The organism is Shewanella violacea DSS12 (genome assembly GCF_000091325.1).
Lineage (GTDB): Bacteria > Pseudomonadota > Gammaproteobacteria > Enterobacterales > Shewanellaceae > Shewanella > Shewanella violacea.
This window is the reverse complement of sequence record NC_014012.1, coordinates 1043545-1062993: the sequence shown is the minus strand read 5'-3', so window position 1 is coordinate 1062993 and position 19449 is coordinate 1043545. Positions and strand designations below refer to the sequence as shown.

Genomic DNA, 19449 nt, shown 5'->3' with positions numbered 1-19449 from the left:
GAAAAATAATTTTAAATTTATCGTGATCACACGTGATAACCCGATAAAGACACAAACAAAATTAGACGTTACAGCGGGGGGAATAAGCATATGAGCAATGATTTTCAATTTATCGAAGTCGATCGTATCGATCCGATAAAGCACCCTGTAAAGAAGCGCGCCACGCAATTTATTGAGATTTATCAGCCGTTCGCTCAAAGCCAGGTAAAAGAGCAATCTGACCGTTGTCTCGATTGTGGTAACCCCTATTGCGAATGGAAATGTCCACTGCACAATTATATCCCTAACTGGCTGAAACTGGCTAAAGAGGGACGCATAATGGAAGCGGCAGATCTAGTACATGAGACTAACACCTTGCCTGAGATTTGTGGCCGAGTCTGTCCACAGGACAGATTATGTGAAGGCGCTTGTACTCTCAATGAAGAGTTTGGCGCCGTGACTATCGGTAACGTAGAAAAGTACATCACAGATACCGCGATCGAACAGGGCTGGCGCCCCGACTTGAGTAAAGTTGTGGCCAGAAAAGAGCGAGTCGCCATAGTCGGTGCTGGACCTGCGGGACTTGGCTGCGCCGACATTCTGGCACGCAACGGTGTACAGGCTGTGGTATTCGACAAGAACCCTGAGATTGGCGGCCTACTTACCTACGGTATCCCGGCTTTTAAGCTTGATAAAGCTGTGATGGCGACTCGCCGCACAGTAATGCAAGGCATGGGGATCGAATTCAAGTTGGGTGTCACCATAGGTAAAGACCTGCCATTCGACGACTTAGTCAATGACTATGACGCAGTATTCATAGGCATGGGAACCTACACAGCCATGAAGGCAGGATTGCCCGGTGAAGATGCCCAAGGAGTCCATCAAGCACTGCCTTATCTGATCGGTAATACCCATCACATCATGGGGACTCAAGATTCGCAGTCTCCTTACCTGAGCCTGGAAGGCAAGAGAGTCGTAGTGCTCGGTGGTGGTGATACCGCCATGGATTGTGTCCGCACCGCGATTCGCCAAGGGGCTAAAGAGGTCACTTGTGCCTATCGCCGTGATGAAGCCAACATGCCAGGCTCTCGCCGCGAGGTGCAAAATGCAAAAGAGGAAGGCGTCAATTTCCTCTTCAACAGACAGCCTGTATCTATCGAGACCCAAGATGGAAAAGTAACCGGCATCACCTGCGCTGAAACCAAGATGGGCGCCGCCGATGCCAGTGGACGACGCCGCGCCGAAGCCATAGAGGACAGTGAAGCCTTACTCGAAGCGGATGCCATCATCATCGCCTTTGGTTTCCAACCCAGTCCAGCTAGCTGGCTCAAAGAGCATAATGTTGACCTAGACCAATGGGGACGTGTGGTGGCACCGAAAGATGCCGATAATCCATTCCAAACAACCAACCCTAAGGTGTTTGCCGGTGGTGATATGGTGCGCGGATCTGATTTAGTCGTGACAGCTATCGCCGAGGGGCGAGATGCCGCACTGGGAATTCTCAATACCTTCGAGTGATGACAAACAATATAGCTTATCAGTTGGTCTTATCTCCATGGAGATATACCAGTCGGTATAGACAAGGTTTTGCTTGTGATTTGCACATCGATTGATGTGCTTTTTTTTGCCTGTCAAAAAGCAATCTGCATAATTCTGCTTAACAAGTTATGTTATATTAGCCGCTATTAAATTCGGCTTAACACATTTACGGTTACTCAATGAAAATCGGTATTAGTTTGGCCACCATCGAATTTGGCTTAACACATTTACGGTTACTCAATGAAAATCGGTATTAGTTTAGCCGTCATCGAATTCGGCTTAACACATTTACTGTTACTCAATAAAATCGGTATTTATATTAGCCACCTTCAATTTGGCTAAACACATTTACGGTTACTTAATGAAAATCGGTATTAGTTTAGCCACCATCAAATTTTGCTTAATACATATTTAAGGTTACTCAATGAAAATTGGTATTATTGGCGCCATGGAGCCAGAGGTTGTTCATCTTATTGCTGCTATGTCATCGGCACAGTCACAGACGATTGCGGGCATCGAGTTTATCGCCGGCACGTTAGATGGCACCGAGGTGATAGTCACCCGCTCCGGCATAGGAAAAGTCGCCGCTAGTATCGCCACCACCTTACTTATCGAGAAATATGCTCCCGATGCCGTCATCAATACAGGCTCAGCCGGTGGTTTCGTCGATGAACTGGCTATCGGTGATATCGTTATCTCCACAGAAGTCAGACATCATGATGTCGATGTTACCGCATTTGGCTATGAGATTGGCCAGATGGCCAGCCAACCCGCCGCTTTCCTTGCCGATAAAAAATTAATCGACGCTGCTATGAAGGCGGTTGCGAGTCTTGATGACATCAAGGCCATCCAAGGTTTGATCTGTACCGGTGACAGCTTCATCTGCGATCCTGTGCGTACTAAGACCATGCTAAGCAATTTCCCAACTATGGCTGCTTGTGAAATGGAAGCTGCCGCCATAGCTCAAGTCTGCCATCAGTTTGAGCTGCCTTTTGTGGTCATTCGCTCACTATCAGATAATGCCAACAACGACTCTCCAGTAGATTTTGACTCTTACCTAGTTAAAGCGGGTCACCAGTCGGCCTTAATGGTGATGGCTTTACTTAAACATCTATAAATACACAATTTTATTAGAAATTAGTATTTACTAAAATCTAGCAAGGACATTATCATGGTTCCAGAGTTTGCCCAGCAGCTGCTCAACGAGAGTTCACTTTATCAAGGAATCATGATGCTTCTTGTCAGCTTATTACTGGCTCGCCTCGCCTCGCCACCTAGAGAGTTTCAACCCATAGTCTGGTTCGGCCTACTCGCTAAAGAGTTAGCAAAAAAAGTGGTTCACAGTAACCGCTCGCCTTCACAACAAATCATTGCCGGTGCTATGGCTGCAATATTATTGATATTGCCTTTCTGGGCCATCATCTACTTCCTATTACAACTCGCCGCTTTCCCCTGGTTTTTCGAATTCGTCATTCTCTATATTTGTTTACATGATGATAATTTTAAACTGGTCGCAGGTGAGGTTAAGCAGGCATTGAATAGAGAAGACAAAACTTGTGCCAGACACCTGCTATCCCTGTGGCTATATCGGGATACGAAACAACTAAGCAGTGTAGGCATATGCAAGGCGACCATAGAGAAATTGGTTACTACACCGGTTTACGGCACAGTATCGACGATATTATTTTTTAGTATCGGCGGCGCACCTTTGGTCCTCGCCGCTCGAATGATAAAAACGCTTGAGCTATGTTGGCCAGCGATTAACCCTAAATTTAAGCACTTTGGTCAACCGATTAACCTGCTCAGCGCCGCCCTATTTTTCATCCCTAGTTGGCTGTGGAATTTCACTCTGGCAATACAAGGTGGCCCTAAAAGTATCCTCTTGCTATTTAAGCCATTATCTAATGATGGCCCCCTCTATAATTGCATTAAAACCTGTGCAACAACCGCTTCGGTACTCAAGGTGGAGCTAGGAGGACCTATGAAGTTTAACAATCAGCGTGTGGAGGTCACTAAGCTAATTTATGGCCCTAAACCCGATAGCCGAGCAATCACAGCTGCAATAAAATTGGCCAGCACAGCGAGTACGATCTGGCTCAGCTTCCTTGTCCTGATCCCACTCATCTGGGCCGCATTGCGCTATTTACAGACTTAAGGGCCTCTTCAGTCTAGACATATGCTTATCCATAGGTATCATTCCCATCATCAGCTCAACACACTCAGACATAGGCTATACAATTTGTTCGACAATATTCATGTTTCTTTGACGACTCCCGCTTTGCTATTCCCAGCAATTTCCTTGCTGTTGCTAGCCTACACCAACCGTTTTTTTTCCCTAGCGGCCCTGATAAGAAGACTCAGCAGTGACGGCAAGCCTGTTCAAAGTGAGCAATTAAAAAATCTACGTCGGCGTATCAGTATCATCAGGCGCATGCAAGAAGCTGGGGTCATGAGTTTTGCTCTATGTGTACTCTGCATGATATTCATCTATATTGGACTCAATAAAACCGGTTCTTTTATCTTCGGCTCGAGTTTACTCTTACTGCTTTATTCACTGCTGCTGTCCGTGATTGAGATCCGCATCTCGGTCGATGCCCTTAATTTACACCTGCAAGAGATGGACCAATGATGGAGTGGATCTACTTCTTCGATCTCTGTGGCACCGCCGTTTTTGCCCTCTCAGGGGCGCTAGCGGCTGGGCGACATCGCATGGACCCTTTCGGAGTCATAGTACTCGCCTCGGTCACAGCTGTCGGTGGCGGTAGCATACGGGATGCACTTCTGGGAACGACACCTGTATTTTGGATCCGCGATCCCAACTATATTATCGTCATTTTGATCACTGTGTTATTGACCTTAATTCTGGTACGCAGACCTAAGAAGGTCCCACAACATACCCTCCCCATAGCCGATGCCCTGGGCTTGGCTTTATTTACCGTCATTGGCGCCGAGAAAGCACTGAACCTAGAGCTAGGAGGCATGATAGCCGTTGTAATGGGCTTAATAACTGGCGTGGGTGGAGGCATCATTCGAGACTTATTATGCCGTCAAGTCCCTATGATATTGAGAACCGAGATCTATGCTATCGCATCCATCTTAGGCGGGATCTGTTACAGTGTGAGTCTCTACTTAGGTGCCGATAATATGCATGCCATGCTAGTCTCCATGACAGTGGCGCTTTGCATCCGACTCGCTGCCATTAAATGGCACTTGTCCTTACCGGCATTCGATTTGAAGAAAAACTTAAAGAATTAACTATGATGATCTTACGCAATCTCTGTCTTGTACTTGCTTTCGCCTGCTTACCTTCGGTGGCCAACACAGGCAAGATGCCACTGGAACAGCAGTTGGCAGTAAAGTATATTCAGGCAGTCACAGAACACGATTATCAGGCGTTAAACGCCTTCTATGACAGAGATAGTGTCTTCAAAGATAGAACCGCAAGCAAAACCTATACTGGCCGCAGGCACATCATCAACTTTCTCAGACGCGCCCATCAGGGCGTACTCGAATATGCCTTTAACATAGAGCACATGTTCAACTCAGGCTCTCTGGTGGTGATGATCGGCAGCTATCACTACAGGGGACCTGGAGATCAATTTGGTAAACCCGGTAAAATTATCGACTTGGCAATACCTGGGGTCACAACAATCAACCTAGATATGACGAACCAAAGGGTCGAGCAACATGTAGACCTGATGGATTATCAAACCATGGCCGATCAATTGGCAGTGCAGTAGATTCCATTGTCATAAACCTAGAGTCATAAGCCTAGACGCTTAGCCCCGCCCACTCAGTTCTGCACAGCACAAACTAAAGCTTATCTTTACCACGTCCAGCACTCACCTTGATTGGGCTCGCTTTCATCCCTTCTCACTAGCTTCATTTGCGTAAAATTAAAATCCCCTCCATGTACTAGTATTTATACCAATACTCAAACTTGAAACTAATGGGCTTTAATACCAATCGGTATAACGCAAGCTTGTGAGGTAAGTTCATGGATCCAGCTCAAGATTCACCGGACAAGGAACAGATATTCAATGATGACTTCTTAGGTCACCCTAAGGGGCTATATGTCTGCTTCGCCACTGAGATGTGGGAGCGATTCTCCTTCTATGGCATGAAATACCTGCTACTGCTTTACCTGACTAAGTATCACCTGTTTTCCGACGGTGCCGGACTCGAAGTATTAGGCTCCTATGCAGGCTTGGTGTATTCGCTTCCTGTCATAGGTGGCCTATTAGCCGATAGATACTTAGGCATGCGCAAAGCGGTCATCTTTGGTGGTATTTTACTTTGTCTGGGACACTTCCTGATGGCAGTAGAAGGACACCAAGCGGTGCAGTATAACGCTGGGAGTCAACTTATAGCCGATATCACCCTCAATGACGGTAGCGTCATACTAGCAGGCACTGTGTTGTCCGAAACCGTCCAGATACGCGATCTGGCCGCCCTCAACATCTTTTATCTGGCCATGGCATTGATCGTCGTCGGCGTCGGTTTCCTCAAGCCAAATATCTCAACCTTAGTCGGCCAGCTCTATGACAAGGACGATCCCCGCCGTGAATCTGGCTTCACCATCTTCTACATGGGCATCAATATCGGCGCCTTCGCCGCAACAATTATTTGCGTCTATCTAGGGGAAACCTTCGGCTGGGGTTATGGCTTCGGCGCCGCCGGTGTCGGCATGCTGATAGGCTTGTTTACCTTCCTCAAGGGACAGAAGTACCTCAGAGGCCTAGCAGAGCCTGACGATCCTAAGCTGCTTAGTGAAAAAGTAATATGGGTCTTCAGCCGGGAGCACCTCATCTATCTGGCCGCATTGTTAAGCCTGTCGATGTTTTGGCTGATAATCCAACATGAGCCCGTGGTCTTCGCCGCGCAGCAGGTGCTATTACTGGTTTCAGGTGTTGGTCTAATTGCTTATGCAGTCTTGAAAGGCACCAAGGAGGAGATGCACCAGACGATAGTCTTAATGATACTCATCGCCTCCACCATAGTATTTTGGGCCTTGTTTGAACAGGCGGCGGGCTCAATGACTCTGTTCGCCGATCGCGTGGTTGATAGGAATCTGGGGGGCATAGAGATAGCTGCTGGGCAATTTGGCTCCCTCAATGCAGGATTTATCATGTTGCTGGCACTGCCCTTCGCCGCATTATGGGTCTGGCTGGATAAACATAAATTAAACCCCAATATTCCGGTCAAGTTCGGTCTGGGAATAATCCAGGCAGGCCTGGGATTTGGCGCCCTAGTTATTGGTGCCAGATATCCAAACGAGGCCGGACAAATAAGTCTCTGGTGGTTAGTACTCGCATACCTGCTACACACCACAGGTGAACTTTGCCTATCTCCGGTCGGTCTGTCAGCCGTGACTAAGCTGGCCATTCATCGAGTGGTGGGGGTTTCCATGGGAGTCTGGTTTCTGGCTACAGCCCTGTCTGAAACCTTAGCCATGCGTTTGGGGCAACTGGCCGCTATAGACATATCTGATCCTCAAAACCTAGACATAGCTCAGGCAGCCAGTACTTATACTCAGCTGTTCGAATTCTTGATGTGGACCGGCATAGGCTTCGGGGCATTTATGCTCATCATCTCTCCTATCTTGAAGAAATACATGCACGGCGTGCGTTAAGAGCCGGGATGAGGATAGAGGAAGTTGAACTAGGAGCGAGTCATTAACAATGACGAGGAAAACACAGGCAGGGTTTTAACCTCTAGAACCTAGGTCCTAGAGGTTAGCAAGCTTATACCGATTGGTATTAAACTAAGGTGACCTTGGCAAACTTACGTTTACCCATCTGAAAGATACCTGTGGTGCCAGCGGTTAGCTGTAGGCGTGTATCTTCAATCTTTACGCCATCTATCTTGGCCGCGCCCTGCTTGATCATACGCATGGCATCAGAAGTCGACTTAACGAAGCCTAATTCCTTGAGCAAGTTGGCGATAGCGATACCGTCACCCACGTTCAGTTCAACCTCTTCGATATCATCCGGGATAGCACCCTTTTGGAAACGGTTGATGAACTCTTGATGAGCAGCTTCGGCAGCGGCTTCATCATGGAAACGTGTGATGATCTCTTTCGCTAAGGCTATCTTGATATCGCGGGGATTTGCTCCGGCCTCGATGTCAGCCTTGAACTGCTCAATCTCTCCCAGAGGGCGGAATGATAGCAGCTCGAAGTAACGCCACATCAATACATCTGAGATAGACATGATCTTGCCAAACATCTCACCGGCAGGCTCACTGACACCGATATAGTTGTGTGCAGACTTAGACATCTTCTTCACGCCGTCTAGGCCTTCAAGCAATGGCATCATGATAACAGTCTGAGGTTTTTGACCTTCAGATTTCTGTAATTCGCGTCCCATCAGCAAGTTAAACTTCTGATCGGTACCGCCAAGTTCGACGTCGGCTTCCAAGGCTACCGAGTCATAACCCTGTAGCAAGGGGTACATAAATTCATGAATAGCTATCGACTGACCCGAAGTATAACGCTTCTTAAAGTCGTCACGCTCCATCATACGAGCAACCGTTTGCTTAGACGCTAGACGTATCATACCCGCAGCACCCAAAGGTTCCAGCCAGGTAGAGTTAAACTCGATGCGCGTCTTTGCTGGGTCTAAGATTTTATAGACCTGCTCTTTATAGGTTTCTGCGTTAGCGAGTACTTGCTCGCGAGTCAATGGAGGACGAGTGCTATTTTTACCACTAGGATCGCCAACCATACCGGTGAAATCACCAATCAGGAAGATCACTTCATGACCTAATTCCTGAAATGTACGCATCTTGTTTAAGATCACTGTGTGACCAAGATGAATATCTGGCGCGGTTGGATCGGCTCCAAGCTTAATACGTAAGGGACGTCCCTCTTTTAGTTTTTCCAGCAGATCCGCTTCGAGTAATATCTCATCGGTACCGCGTTTAATCTCTGCAAATGCTTGGTCTAAATCAGCCATCTCGCCAACTACTCCTAGGAGCTCATTCAAAATAAAGAGTCATGTTACTTGTTAGCCAGCACAATTGAAAGTGTGTACACTAAGGGGTTCACCATAAGCAAAAAAATTGCGACTGAGTTCAACGGGAAAATGTTCGATGGGAAAGGTTATAACGCTGTTAAAATTGCTGCCAAAAGCGCATCAAATACTCTTGTGTGTCTTAGTGTTAGTGACCTTAATCATAGTTATCCTACCTTCCGGCAACAGCCATGACTCAAAGGATGCTAACTCTCAACTTTCCGGCAGCATAGACCTGAGTAATGACGACGTCAGTGCCAAGTCAAATAAGAGTACTGCTAAGTTAGAACATCTGAAAACACCTCTTTCTATACGCACACCGACGCCAGCTGCGAATCATCAAGAAAATATTGCCGATACAAATTCGCCAAGCAAACCTGAGCCTGAGAGCTCCATCGACGAATTACACAGCCAACAAGCCCCAAAAACACACGTTAAACATTTTAAAGTAAAGAGCGGTGATACCTTAGCCGCCCTTTTTAATCGCGCTGGATTAAGCTCACGGGATGTCTACGAGATAACCCAGCTACCAAGAGCGAAGAAAAACTTACTCAAGATCATGCCTGGCGAAGAGATCATCATAGTGAAAGATGATAGCGGCAATTTTTTGCAGCTGAGTTATCACATCACCCCAATCTCAACCCTCGTCATAGATAAAAATGACAAGGGCTATGCCGAGCATATTTCAAATAAGGAAGTTGAGAGTCGTAATAAATTTGCCAACGCGACCATTAACAATAACTTCTGGAATGCCGGCGTGAACGCAGATTTAACCCCAAACCAGATCATGCAGCTAGCCACCATTTTTGGTTGGGATATCGATTTTGCCCTGGATATCAGGAAGGGAGATAACTTCTCCATCATCTTCGAAGAGGAATATGCCGACGGTAAGTTCCTCAGGAATGGTAATATCTTAGCCGCAGAATTTAGTAACCAGGGCGATCGCTACACTGCAGTACGTTATACCGATGGTAACTATTACTCGGAGGATGGGCGTAGTATGCGCAAAGCCTTCCTGCGCTCCCCCGTCGATTTCAAATATGTTAGCTCCAGCTTCAATCCAAAGCGCTTACATCCGGTCACAGGTCAAGTCAGAGCCCATAGAGGGGTTGATTATGTTGCCGCCGTGGGCACACCAATTAAGGCCGCGGGTAAAGGACGAGTGATAAAGTCAGCCTATAACCGATTCAATGGTAACTATGTTTTTATTAAACATAACGATACCTATACCACTAAATATTTGCACCTGAATAAGCGTAAGGTAAGGCAAGGAGAGACTGTCAAACAGGGACAGATCATCGGCACCCTAGGCTCTACCGGACGTGTCACAGGCGCACATCTGCACTATGAATTTATCGTCAATGGCACCCACAGAAACCCAAGAACTGTCAAACTGCCGAAATCATTGCCCATCGCCAAATCACAAAAATCTAAGTTTTTGGCTCTAAGTAAGCAGATCATGGCTAAACTTCAACAGAACAAGCAGATCAGCTAGCCTCGACACAATAAGCATAACGCGCTACTAAGCCCCCTAGCTTGGCCCGGGAATGACTGATATTCCCGGTTCCTTGTTCGATAGATAATGGAAAAATTGCAATGAGCAGAGACTACTATATTGGCCTAATGTCGGGAACTAGCATGGATGGCGTCGATGCAGTACTTGTCGATTTCAGCGAACAACACCCCAAGCTTATCGCCAAGCATAGTGAAGCGATCCCGACACATACCTTAAATGGTCTACAGCGCCTCTGCCTCCCGGGCAATGACGAAATAAATCTGCTGGGCCAACTAGATCGTAGTGTTGGGCAATTATTCGGTGTGGCCGTCAATGCCCTACTCGCCAAGGCTGGAGTTGCAAAAGAGCAAGTGATCGCTATTGGCAGCCATGGTCAAACCATCAGACACATGCCCAATCTAGATATGGGATTTACCCTACAAATAGGCGACCCTAACACCATAGCCGTAGTCACTGAAATCGATGTCATTGCCGATTTCAGACGTAAAGATATCGCCTTAGGCGGGCAAGGTGCTCCTCTGGTGCCGGCATTTCATCAGGAAATTTTCGCCACAACTGACACCCCAAGGATCATTCTCAACATAGGCGGCATCTCTAACATCACCTTCCTGCCCTCAAATACATCAGCAGATGATCGACAAGTCATAGGCTTCGATACTGGGCCAGGAAATACCTTGATAGATGCCTGGTGCCTACAGGCATTACAACAAGCCTACGATAAAGACGGTGCCTGGGCTGCCAGTGGAACCACAGATGTAAAGCTGCTCAATCATCTGCTATCTCACTCATACTTCTCTCAGGGCTTCCCCAAAAGCACCGGACGCGAGCTGTTCAATCAAGCCTGGCTCGAACAACAAACCGCGGCATTTGGTTACCTGAATGAGGCTGATATCCAGTCGACTCTGCTCGATGTCACTTGTCATAGCATAGCCAATGATACCTTATCATTATCTGAGAGCGGAGAGCTGTTTGTCTGCGGCGGTGGAGCGTTTAACAGTGAGATGATGCGACGTCTGGCTAAACTCTTGCCGAGTTATAAGATGAATACTACATCTGAGCTGGGAATTGACCCACAATGGGTCGAAGGCATTGCCTTCGCCTGGCTAGCCATGCGCCACCACCTTAGATTGCCAGGTAACTTACCCGCAGTAACAGGCGCTAGCAGAGAAGCCGTTTTAGGCTCTCTATTCCCAGCGGCTTAACACGCATTCTTCTACCCCTGATTTAATTAAATCAGGGGTAGAAGCCTATGGCTCTATAGCGAGCACAAGGACATACTATGTGCAGATTCAGAGTGCTGCACTAAACAAATCGTGATCTATCTGTATTGACGCTTCGATGCTTAACGTTTGACATCACATAAATTGTAAACATTAAAAAATTCTCTGTCTCATTCATTTAGCAAAGCGTAAAGTACCCTAAACCTCATTTTGCTCAGTTCAAGTTGACCATTTTTAGCTACTCGGTTATCAATTTCGGCTTGGGCGAATTTCGAGCAATAAAACAAAAGGAACTGTTAATGAACATGTCTCAAAAAATGGCGGCCGAGTTTATCGGTACACTTTGGCTTGTACTCGGTGGTTGTGGTAGTGCAGTTTTAGCTGCAGCCTTCCCCGATGTAGGCATAGGCCTATTAGGTGTTTCTTTCGCCTTCGGTCTTACTGTGTTAACCATGGCATTTGCCATAGGCCATATATCAGGCTGTCATCTTAACCCTGCCGTATCTTTCGGTCTCTGGGCAGGCGGTCGCTTTCCTGCAAAAGAGCTAGCCCCCTATATTGTCGCTCAAGTTGCTGGTGGTATTGCTGGTGCGGGAATTTTATACCTTATCGCATCAGGAAACGCCGACTTCAGTTTAGCCGATGGTTTCGCTTCAAATGGTTATGGCGAACATTCACCTGGTGGCTACAACATGACATCAGCCTTAGTAACTGAAGTGGTTATGACCCTCTTCTTCCTACTGATCATTCTTGGTGCTACAGATGTTAGAGCTCCTCAAGGCTTTGCACCTATCGCCATCGGATTGGCCTTAACCTTAGTCCACCTGATCAGTATTCCAGTTACAAACACCTCAGTAAACCCGGCACGTAGTACCGGTACTGCGCTATTTGTTGGTGACTGGGCAATATCACAACTTTGGTTGTTCTGGGTTGCCCCTATCGCAGGCGCAATCATAGCTGGCTTTATCTATAAGTTTTTCAACACAAAAGAAAGCTAACTAAGATTAATGGGTGCACCCTACTCGACTCATTCGAGTAGGTGCACTTTTTCATTTGCCATTCTTTTCTCCTCCAGATAAAAATCTACTCTATATCCTCCCTTCGAAATGATATGATCACCGCATAAATGCGTGCTACCACGTTGCGTAAACCCAAGAAATGAGAGATACCATGAGTAAAAGTGCCAAAGATGCAAGCCAAATGACTCCAGAAGCTCGCTATGACTACTTTGTTGAGCAAGTCAAGACTGAAGAGATACTATGGACCCTTCAAGATGATGATGGCTGCGTAATGCTAACCACGGAAGAGGAAGATTGTATTCCTATGTGGCCTAGCGAAGAAGCCGCTAAGTCTTGGGCTGTCGATGATTGGGAAAGCTGTATTCCTCTCGCTATCCCAGTATCTGAATGGTTGGAACGTTGGGTTCCAGGCATGCAAGATGATGATCTATTTGTTGCCGTATATCCGGTACAGGAAGACCTAGGTGTCGTTATCCCTCCCTATGAACTTGAGCAGCGTATCACGCCGAAGCAGCATCACTAAACGCTCACTCTGATAGGAGATAAAGCTTGGACACTCAAACTTTCGTCCCAGGTAAAGATAGCAATAACAGGCCAGAGGATTCAGAGACTAGCGAATGTCCTGAAACGACAGCAAGCACTGACGGTGTCCAAGTGGAAAAGTCAGTAGCTGAGTCACAAGTTGTGAAAGCACCTCTGCCTAAAAGGCTGGCTGCCCTGTGCGCTTTCTTTACTATCGCCTCAATTAGCGGACTCATAGCAAAGCAAGGTGAACTGTTTTGCATACTGACCATAATCATGGTGATTGCCATACTTGGGCGACAGCGAACGGCTATGTATTTCCTACAAGTTTATACGGTACTCCAGCTTGCTCTCGTCAGTATGCTGCCAATCTACTTGTATGATCCCGGTAACTTACTCGTCGGAAACCCATCGACATTTAAGCTCGGTGAGTTACAGGCTAAAGTGCCCGATTACGTCATCTTCGGCATCATAATTGCGTTAGCCATAGTTCAAGTCTGGATAGCTTTTACCCCTAAGGTAAGAGCCTATTTTAATACCAAGATAAACATGAATATCATGAGCTAAAGTGCTAAAAGAACTAAAAAAAAGCCAGTTGCAATGCAACTGGCTTTTTTTAAAATCATTTTCTATCAGCAAAGCTAAGTACTTATACTGAGAAGCTAGCTCCACAACCACAGGTTGTTGTCGCATTAGGGTTCTTCACGAAGAAACGTGAACCTTCCAGACCAGAGGTGTAATCGACTTCACCACCAACCAGATATTGTAGGCTCATAGGATCGACGACTAACTGTACTCCCTGCTTCTCGACGGTGAAATCACCCTCGTTAATCTTCTCATCGAAGGTGAAGCCGTACTGAAAACCAGAACATCCGCCACCCGTAACATAGACGCGTAGCTTCAATGCATCATTTTCTTCCTCATCCATAAGCGTTTTTACCTTTAAGGCAGCCGCATCGGTAAATCGGATAGGTAAAGCATCGTCAGCTTCTGTCACTTGTTCGGCAGTTTGTTCGGTCATGAGCACCTCTAAATCTAATTACTGTGCGGGATTATCTAATACCTGACCAATTTGTTCAAGTATTACCATCAATTCTATCGTTCATTGAACTGGTTTCACTATTTTTTCGGTCTCAGCATGATCTCCCTCGGGGAGCAGATCAAGGGCGGAAAACTCCATTTCAGTTTGAGACCCTTTAGCCCTACGGGCTCGATGGAACTATGACCTTAGCTATGATTCTTGACAGTTTAAAGCTTGGGGGTAAAGTAACTGCTGTCTCCAGCACTTGAAAATATCGAAACTTAAAACTCAAACTCTTATTATCTGTGAGTGCCCCTAAACTCAGTTCAACGACTTTTCCATCTTGAAGCCCAATAAAGGAAAATTCGGCTCTACCCTTGAGTGACAGCTTACGTTTTTGTAGCTGTGTCAGGATAAGCTTGAGTCGATATTGGTTCGGTAACAAACCTGGGGGAAACTCTAAACCATGAATGGCTACGCCATCGGCAATACTCTCCGGTGCCATGATACTGCGATAAAATGCCAGTTCCCTAAGCAAGTCTTTCTCTTTGCCATGCTGCTCTGCGAACAAGTCCTGCATCTTAGCATTAGTTTCTCTAGACAATGCCAGCTCCAGGTTTCTGGCTGCTAAGGTTTGAGCCTGAATATTCAGCTGCTCAGTCAATTTACCAAGCTGTTCTGTGTTATTCTCTTGCCTGGGTCGATTATAGTCAGACCATAAATTATAACTGATCCCTCCCAAGACAAAAGCAATCAATACCAGCAGCAGTAAGTAAACACTCGATGGCCGAATTTTTCGTTCGAGTACTTGAATACGATCCAGCCAACGATGATAATTTGCCATTAACTAACAACCTCTTAAATCATTACTGTGTAAAATAATCTCACCTTCCAGAATCATGGTAGGCAATGGAAAACCAGGAAGGCCCCGGTGCAAAACAGAATAAAAAACACCTATGCACGATGCCAGGTATACCTGAGAACAAATCTGCAAGACACGCTATCTCAAGCTAAGCTCAGTCTGCAATTGTGTATGTTAGCCCTGTTATTTGCCATCATAGCCTCCGGAGTCATCATTCTCTTTAGGTTATTGCTCCTCTGGCTAAACAACTATACCCAAACTAGCGAACTCAAGTTTACTGAGATCATAGACGACTGGCGAGTGCTTTTACCCCTCTTTGGTGCAATTTTAATCTGGTTAGTGGCTCGAATGGGCTCTAAACGCTATAAACGCATGGGTATCGCCTATGTGCTCCACAGAGTAAAACTGCATTATGGCAAGGTTCCGCTACAATCGGCCCCAGGCCAATTCTTTCAGGCGCTATTTGCACTTGCCACTAACTTTTCCGTCGGCCGTGAAGGTCCAGCCATACATCTGGGAGCCGTCAGTGCCAGTGTCTTGGCTGAGAAGTTTAACCTGCCCGACAATAGTGTCCGTATCATGTGTTCCGGTGGTATAGCCGCGGGTATAGCCGCCACCTTTAACGCGCCTCTTGCCGGTGTATTTTTCGTATTCGAGGTCATATTACGGGAATATAAACTGCATTACTTTTTCCCAATAATGATATCGGCTATCTGTGGCGCAGTATCCAGCCAACTGGTCTTCGGTAATATTCATGAGTATGACCAAATTGGAGTCATTAATATTCCACTGTCCCAATACCCTATTCTGGCCATCATAGGGCTCATTATTGGTTGTGTTGCCGCTCTGTTTAACTACTCACTGTTAAAGGTCACCGCCAAAGGACAAAACAAACCCTTAATCTATCGCTTGCTCTTAGCTGGTGTAGTCACCACTGTGGTGGGACTCTTCCTACCAGAAGCCTTAGGCAGTGGCGACCTTGCCATCGAGCGGGCGATAAGTGAACATCCTAGTTTACTCTTCCTCTTTGCTCTGCTCGTCGGAAAAATCATTGCTACCATTGCCGCCCTCGGTCTGGGTATTCCTGGTGGGATCATAGGTCCTCTATTTGGCATAGGCGCCCTACTCGGCGCCATACTGGCTAGCGTCAGTGCCGCAGCCTTTCCCTCTATCGCTCCCTATATCGGCCTCTACACCATAATAGGCATGACGGCCATGATGGGCGTTTGCCTCGGTGCACCACTGGCGGCACTGATCGCACTGCTGGAGTTAACCAACAATGCTTCGATGATTTTACCTGCCATGTTTGTTAGCATCCCGGCATTCCTGGTCGCGCATCAGGGGTTTAACTCCAAATCCCTGCTGTATAAACAGTTAGAGATCATGGGCCTAGGTTACAAGGTCTCTCCAGTCAAACAGGGACTGATGAAAACTGGTGTTCGCGCCTTGATGGATAGACGCTTGGTCATTGTCAGAGATAATGAGGAGTTATTGCTAGAGGTATTAAAGCGAGCTGAGGGTCGCTCAGTACTGGTCAGAAATACTCAAGGTGACATTCAGATGCTCCAGCTTGAGCTGCAGATCACCGATGATGCCAGCACCTTGACCAAGCACCCTATTCAGGGGGTAACCGACAGGGCAACGCTCAATGAAGTCTACCAAATTCTATCTCGGGAACGTCGTGGTGAAGTCTATATCTACCAAGATGACAAAGATAATGTCGTCGGTGTCATTAGCTGGGCACTACTTCAAAAAGAGATAAATTCGGGGCAGATTTAAGGGGGTATCATCTTGCCTATAAATATTTTTCTGAGACATTGCCTGGTGTTTTGATTTGGCTCTTAGCTTCTAGCTTGAGCCACTCGAGGATAATAAACAACACCATGAAAACACAAACAGGCATAAGCCGTGTAGCTTATTGCTTGCCAGCTTCATAGGGCAAGGCTCACGACCAAGGGGATATGCACTCTCCCCATTATTTAATCATGCCAGAATTACCTCTGCGATATTCCACAAGTAAGCTGTTTCTGGTATAGTTCTGCCTCAGCCACCCTACATAACTTTAGGGCTCTCGACTCTGTGTATATTTGTCGAACAGCCCCCCAGAAATTGGAAATAAAGGCTGATGACTCAGTTTCAAGGATCTCATATCCTCTCGGTAAACCAGCTAGATCTGGACGCCGTTCAACAGATATTCAATGTTGCTTCCCGTATGGCCCCTTACGCATTAAGACAGAAACGTACCTCTGTACTTGAAGGCGCTATCTTAGGTAACCTTTTTTTTGAACCCAGTACCCGTACCCGTATCAGCTTTGGTTGTGCATTTAATCTGCTCGGCGGCAAGGTCAATGAGACGGTGGGCATGGCCTCTTCGTCATTGTCTAAGGGTGAATCTCTATATGATACCGCCCGAGTGCTGTCGAGTTATTCAGATGTGATCGCTATGCGTCACCCTGAAGCCTTCTCGGTCAAAGAGTTTGCCCAAGGTAGCCGAGTGCCAGTCATCAACGGTGGCGATGGCTCCAATGAACACCCTACTCAGGCGTTACTGGATCTGTACACCATACAGAAAGAGTTAGCCGAAGGTGGTCGTAAGATTAGCGGCATGCATATCGCTATGGTTGGCGATCTTAAATTTGGCCGCACGGTTCACTCACTATCTCGCCTGTTATGCATGTATAAGAATGTCAGTTTCACTCTGGTCTCGCCAAAAGAGTTGGCTATGCCCGACTATGTGATCAATGACATTGTAAATGCAGGGCATAAAATCACCATAACGGATCAACTTGAAGGTAATTTAGATCAGGCTGATATACTCTATCTGACTCGAATTCAAGAAGAGCGTTTTCCTTCACAGGATGAAGCTAATAAGTATCGTGGTAAGTTCCGCCTTAATCACAATATTTACACACAACATTGTAAGTCAAACACTGTGATCATGCATCCGCTGCCTAGAGACTCACGTGAGCAGGCCAATGAATTAGACAATGACCTTAACAGTCATCCTAATCTGGCCATCTTTAGACAAGCCGATAATGGACTACTCATCCGCATGGCACTGTTTGCACTGACACTCGGCGTTGACTCGCAACTTGAAAAATATGAGTGTCCAGTAAATTGGTACTCACGAAAAGCCGAATTATAATCAGGCGACTGACTTTAAGGATTGATAATGACCCGTTCCGAAACGCTATTTGAACAGGCTAAAAAAACTATTCCCGGCGGTGTAAACTCGCCAGTGCGCGCCTTCAATGGCGTAGGTGGCTCGCCACTCTTCATCGACAAAGCCGATGGTGCATACATCTATGATGCCGACGGTAAGGCATATATCGATTATGTCGGTTCTTGGGGCCCGATGATCTTAGGTCATAATCACCCGAAAATTCGTCAAGCTGTATTAGACGCTGTTGAGAATGGCCTCTCATTCGGTGCACCAACTGAGCTAGAAGTAAAAATGGCTGAGAAAGTCATCGAGATGGTGCCTTCCATAGAACAGGTTCGCATGGTGAGCTCAGGTACTGAAGCGACCATGAGTGCTATTCGTCTTGCACGTGGTTTTACTAACCGTGACAAAATCTTGAAATTTGAAGGCTGTTACCACGGCCACGCCGACTGTTTACTGGTAAAAGCAGGATCTGGAGCTCTGACTCTGGGTCAGCCAAGCTCTCCGGGAGTCCCGGAAGATTTCGCCAAGCACACACTGACAGCTAGCTATAATGAGCTTGATTCAGTCAAGGTGTTGTTCGAGCAATATCCAGAAGAGATCTCTTGTATCATACTCGAGCCTGTTGCCGGTAACATGAACTGTATCCCGCCAATAAAGGGCTTCTTAGAAGGTCTGCGTGCTATCTGTGATCAGTACGGCGCCTTGCTTGTTATCGATGAAGTGATGACTGGTTTCCGTGTATCTAAGAGCGGCGCTCAAGGCCACTACGGCATCACACCGGATCTAACGACTCTTGGTAAAGTTATCGGTGGCGGTATGCCAGTTGGCGCATTCGGTGGCCGTAAAGACGTGATGCAATTTATCGCACCTACGGGCCCGGTATATCAAGCAGGCACTCTATCGGGTAACCCAATTGCCATGTCGGCAGGTCTTGCTCAATTAGACGCACTCTGTGAAGACGGCGTCTACGAAGAGCTAGCCGCTAAGACTAAGCGCATCGCAGAGGGCTTCAAGGCTGCTGCGAACAAGCACGGCATCCCTATGTCCATCAACTATGTGGGTGGCATGTTCGGTTTGTTCTTCACCGAAGAAGAAAAGGTCACAACATTCGCTCAAGTCACTCAGTGTGATGCAGACAAGTTCCCTATCTTCTATCACGGCATGTTAGATGAAGGGGTTTACTTAGCGCCAAGTGCTTATGAAGCAGGCTTCCTGTCGATGGCTCATGGTGAGAAAGAACTCGAAGCAACTTTAGCTGCAGCCGATCGCGTCTTTGCTAAGATGGCTAAGTAAGAGACTAGTCATAATTTCCTGTAAATAGACATAAATTGAGACATAGAAGGACACCTCGGTGTCCTTTTTTATTGCCAGCTCTAAGTAGCCAGAAGCCTGCTTCCACTATCTATAACACATGGTGAGAAAGAACTCGAAGCAACTTTAGCTGCAGCCGATCGCGTCTTTGCTAAGATGGCGAAGTAACTAAAATAAGTGAATTAGCTAACTAAGCTAGTACAGATAAGGACGCTTTTAGCGTCCTTTTTTATTACCTGATCTTTGTTGGCAGAAGCCTGCTTCCACTATCTATAACACAC

18 protein-coding genes are annotated in these 19449 nt (G+C 46.7%); 15 read left to right on the top strand and 3 right to left on the bottom strand.

Annotated elements, in window-relative coordinates:
* Positions 1-90 precede the first annotated feature (90 nt).
* The 7 genes from SVI_RS04300 to SVI_RS04270 all read left to right on the top strand — a co-directional run bounded on the left by SVI_RS04300 (position 91) and on the right by SVI_RS04270 (position 7150).
* Positions 91-1497 (top strand): FAD-dependent oxidoreductase, encoded by a 1407-nt coding sequence (locus SVI_RS04300; protein WP_013050196.1) that lies wholly within the window; start codon positions 91-93, stop codon positions 1495-1497.
* A gap of 445 nt (positions 1498-1942) precedes the next feature.
* Positions 1943-2635 (top strand): 5'-methylthioadenosine/S-adenosylhomocysteine nucleosidase, encoded by a 693-nt coding sequence (gene mtnN / locus SVI_RS04295; protein WP_013050194.1) that lies wholly within the window; start codon positions 1943-1945, stop codon positions 2633-2635.
* A 54-nt stretch (positions 2636-2689) separates the two neighbouring features.
* Positions 2690-3673 (top strand): cobalamin biosynthesis protein CobD/CbiB, encoded by a 984-nt coding sequence (locus tag SVI_RS04290; RefSeq protein ID WP_041419671.1) that lies wholly within the window; start codon positions 2690-2692, stop codon positions 3671-3673.
* A 96-nt stretch (positions 3674-3769) separates the two neighbouring features.
* Positions 3770-4147, top strand: coding sequence for a DUF2721 domain-containing protein (locus SVI_RS04285; protein WP_041420209.1), 378 nt, complete (start codon positions 3770-3772; stop codon positions 4145-4147).
* The gene (locus tag SVI_RS04280) at positions 4144-4773 is read left to right on the top strand and encodes a trimeric intracellular cation channel family protein (protein ID WP_013050191.1); all 630 of its coding nucleotides are present in this window, start codon (positions 4144-4146) and stop codon (positions 4771-4773) included. The genes SVI_RS04285 and SVI_RS04280 overlap by 4 nt, the downstream gene beginning before the upstream one ends.
* A gap of 2 nt (positions 4774-4775) precedes the next feature.
* Positions 4776-5258 carry a nuclear transport factor 2 family protein gene (locus SVI_RS04275; protein WP_013050190.1) on the top strand — a complete coding sequence of 161 codons (483 nt, stop codon included), beginning with the start codon at positions 4776-4778 and terminating at the stop codon, positions 5256-5258.
* 257 nt (positions 5259-5515) lie between these two features.
* Complete coding sequence (locus SVI_RS04270; protein ID WP_013050189.1) at positions 5516-7150, top strand: peptide MFS transporter; 1635 nt, start codon at positions 5516-5518, stop codon at positions 7148-7150.
* Between the two features lie 127 nt (positions 7151-7277).
* Here SVI_RS04270 and tyrS read toward each other — a convergent pair whose 3' ends face one another.
* Positions 7278-8474 (bottom strand): tyrosine--tRNA ligase, encoded by a 1197-nt coding sequence (gene tyrS, locus SVI_RS04265; RefSeq protein ID WP_013050188.1) that lies wholly within the window; start codon positions 8472-8474, stop codon positions 7278-7280.
* Between the two features lie 136 nt (positions 8475-8610).
* Between tyrS and SVI_RS04260 the strand changes: the two genes are divergently transcribed.
* From SVI_RS04260 to SVI_RS04240, 5 genes are all read left to right on the top strand, one after another.
* Complete coding sequence (locus tag SVI_RS04260) at positions 8611-10026, top strand: peptidoglycan DD-metalloendopeptidase family protein (protein ID WP_041419670.1); 1416 nt, start codon at positions 8611-8613, stop codon at positions 10024-10026.
* 101 nt (positions 10027-10127) lie between these two features.
* Positions 10128-11249 (top strand): anhydro-N-acetylmuramic acid kinase, encoded by a 1122-nt coding sequence (locus tag SVI_RS04255; RefSeq protein ID WP_013050186.1) that lies wholly within the window; start codon positions 10128-10130, stop codon positions 11247-11249.
* Between the two features lie 317 nt (positions 11250-11566).
* Positions 11567-12265 carry an aquaporin Z gene (gene aqpZ / locus SVI_RS04250; RefSeq protein ID WP_041419669.1) on the top strand — a complete coding sequence of 233 codons (699 nt, stop codon included), beginning with the start codon at positions 11567-11569 and terminating at the stop codon, positions 12263-12265.
* A gap of 172 nt (positions 12266-12437) precedes the next feature.
* Positions 12438-12809 carry a DUF2750 domain-containing protein gene (locus SVI_RS04245; protein ID WP_013050184.1) on the top strand — a complete coding sequence of 124 codons (372 nt, stop codon included), beginning with the start codon at positions 12438-12440 and terminating at the stop codon, positions 12807-12809.
* A 131-nt stretch (positions 12810-12940) separates the two neighbouring features.
* Entirely contained in the window at positions 12941-13375 is a 435-nt protein-coding gene (locus SVI_RS04240) for a hypothetical protein (protein ID WP_041420208.1), read from the top strand.
* Between the two features lie 82 nt (positions 13376-13457).
* On the opposite strand, the gene erpA is transcribed toward SVI_RS04240, so the two are convergent.
* Both erpA and SVI_RS04230 read right to left on the bottom strand, forming a co-directional pair.
* On the bottom strand, positions 13458-13829 hold the full coding sequence (gene erpA / locus SVI_RS04235) for an iron-sulfur cluster insertion protein ErpA (protein WP_041419668.1): 372 nt from the start codon (positions 13827-13829) through the stop codon (positions 13458-13460).
* A gap of 181 nt (positions 13830-14010) precedes the next feature.
* A complete protein-coding gene (locus SVI_RS04230; RefSeq protein ID WP_013050181.1) occupies positions 14011-14673 on the bottom strand; it encodes a DUF6776 family protein in 663 nt (220 codons plus the stop codon).
* 87 nt (positions 14674-14760) lie between these two features.
* Here SVI_RS04230 and SVI_RS04225 point away from each other — a divergent pair, with 87 nt between their 5' ends.
* The 3 genes from SVI_RS04225 to hemL all read left to right on the top strand — a co-directional run bounded on the left by SVI_RS04225 (position 14761) and on the right by hemL (position 19150).
* Complete coding sequence (locus SVI_RS04225; RefSeq protein ID WP_013050180.1) at positions 14761-16470, top strand: chloride channel protein; 1710 nt, start codon at positions 14761-14763, stop codon at positions 16468-16470.
* A gap of 346 nt (positions 16471-16816) precedes the next feature.
* Entirely contained in the window at positions 16817-17836 is a 1020-nt protein-coding gene (locus SVI_RS04220) for an aspartate carbamoyltransferase (protein ID WP_013050178.1), read from the top strand.
* A gap of 27 nt (positions 17837-17863) precedes the next feature.
* On the top strand, positions 17864-19150 hold the full coding sequence (gene hemL / locus SVI_RS04215) for a glutamate-1-semialdehyde 2,1-aminomutase (RefSeq protein ID WP_013050177.1): 1287 nt from the start codon (positions 17864-17866) through the stop codon (positions 19148-19150).
* Positions 19151-19449 lie beyond the last annotated feature (299 nt).

What these genes read in the sequence shown, in the direction of transcription:
- SVI_RS04270 (WP_013050189.1), top strand. Translation starts at nt 5,516, where the DNA reads ATGGATCCAGCTCAAGATTCACCGGACAAGGAACAGATATTCAATGAT.
- SVI_RS04260 (WP_041419670.1), top strand. Translation starts at nt 8,611, where the DNA reads ATGGGAAAGGTTATAACGCTGTTAAAATTGCTGCCAAAAGCGCATCAA.
- tyrS (WP_013050188.1), bottom strand. Translation starts at nt 8,474, where the DNA reads ATGGCTGATTTAGACCAAGCATTTGCAGAGATTAAACGCGGTACCGAT.
- SVI_RS04280 (WP_013050191.1), top strand. Translation starts at nt 4,144, where the DNA reads ATGATGGAGTGGATCTACTTCTTCGATCTCTGTGGCACCGCCGTTTTT.
- aqpZ (WP_041419669.1), top strand. Translation starts at nt 11,567, where the DNA reads ATGAACATGTCTCAAAAAATGGCGGCCGAGTTTATCGGTACACTTTGG.
- SVI_RS04255 (WP_013050186.1), top strand. Translation starts at nt 10,128, where the DNA reads ATGAGCAGAGACTACTATATTGGCCTAATGTCGGGAACTAGCATGGAT.
- erpA (WP_041419668.1), bottom strand. Translation starts at nt 13,829, where the DNA reads ATGACCGAACAAACTGCCGAACAAGTGACAGAAGCTGACGATGCTTTA.
- SVI_RS04230 (WP_013050181.1), bottom strand. Translation starts at nt 14,673, where the DNA reads ATGGCAAATTATCATCGTTGGCTGGATCGTATTCAAGTACTCGAACGA.
- SVI_RS04300 (WP_013050196.1), top strand. Translation starts at nt 91, where the DNA reads ATGAGCAATGATTTTCAATTTATCGAAGTCGATCGTATCGATCCGATA.
- SVI_RS04275 (WP_013050190.1), top strand. Translation starts at nt 4,776, where the DNA reads ATGATGATCTTACGCAATCTCTGTCTTGTACTTGCTTTCGCCTGCTTA.
- SVI_RS04290 (WP_041419671.1), top strand. Translation starts at nt 2,690, where the DNA reads ATGGTTCCAGAGTTTGCCCAGCAGCTGCTCAACGAGAGTTCACTTTAT.
- hemL (WP_013050177.1), top strand. Translation starts at nt 17,864, where the DNA reads ATGACCCGTTCCGAAACGCTATTTGAACAGGCTAAAAAAACTATTCCC.
- SVI_RS04220 (WP_013050178.1), top strand. Translation starts at nt 16,817, where the DNA reads ATGACTCAGTTTCAAGGATCTCATATCCTCTCGGTAAACCAGCTAGAT.
- mtnN (WP_013050194.1), top strand. Translation starts at nt 1,943, where the DNA reads ATGAAAATTGGTATTATTGGCGCCATGGAGCCAGAGGTTGTTCATCTT.
- SVI_RS04245 (WP_013050184.1), top strand. Translation starts at nt 12,438, where the DNA reads ATGAGTAAAAGTGCCAAAGATGCAAGCCAAATGACTCCAGAAGCTCGC.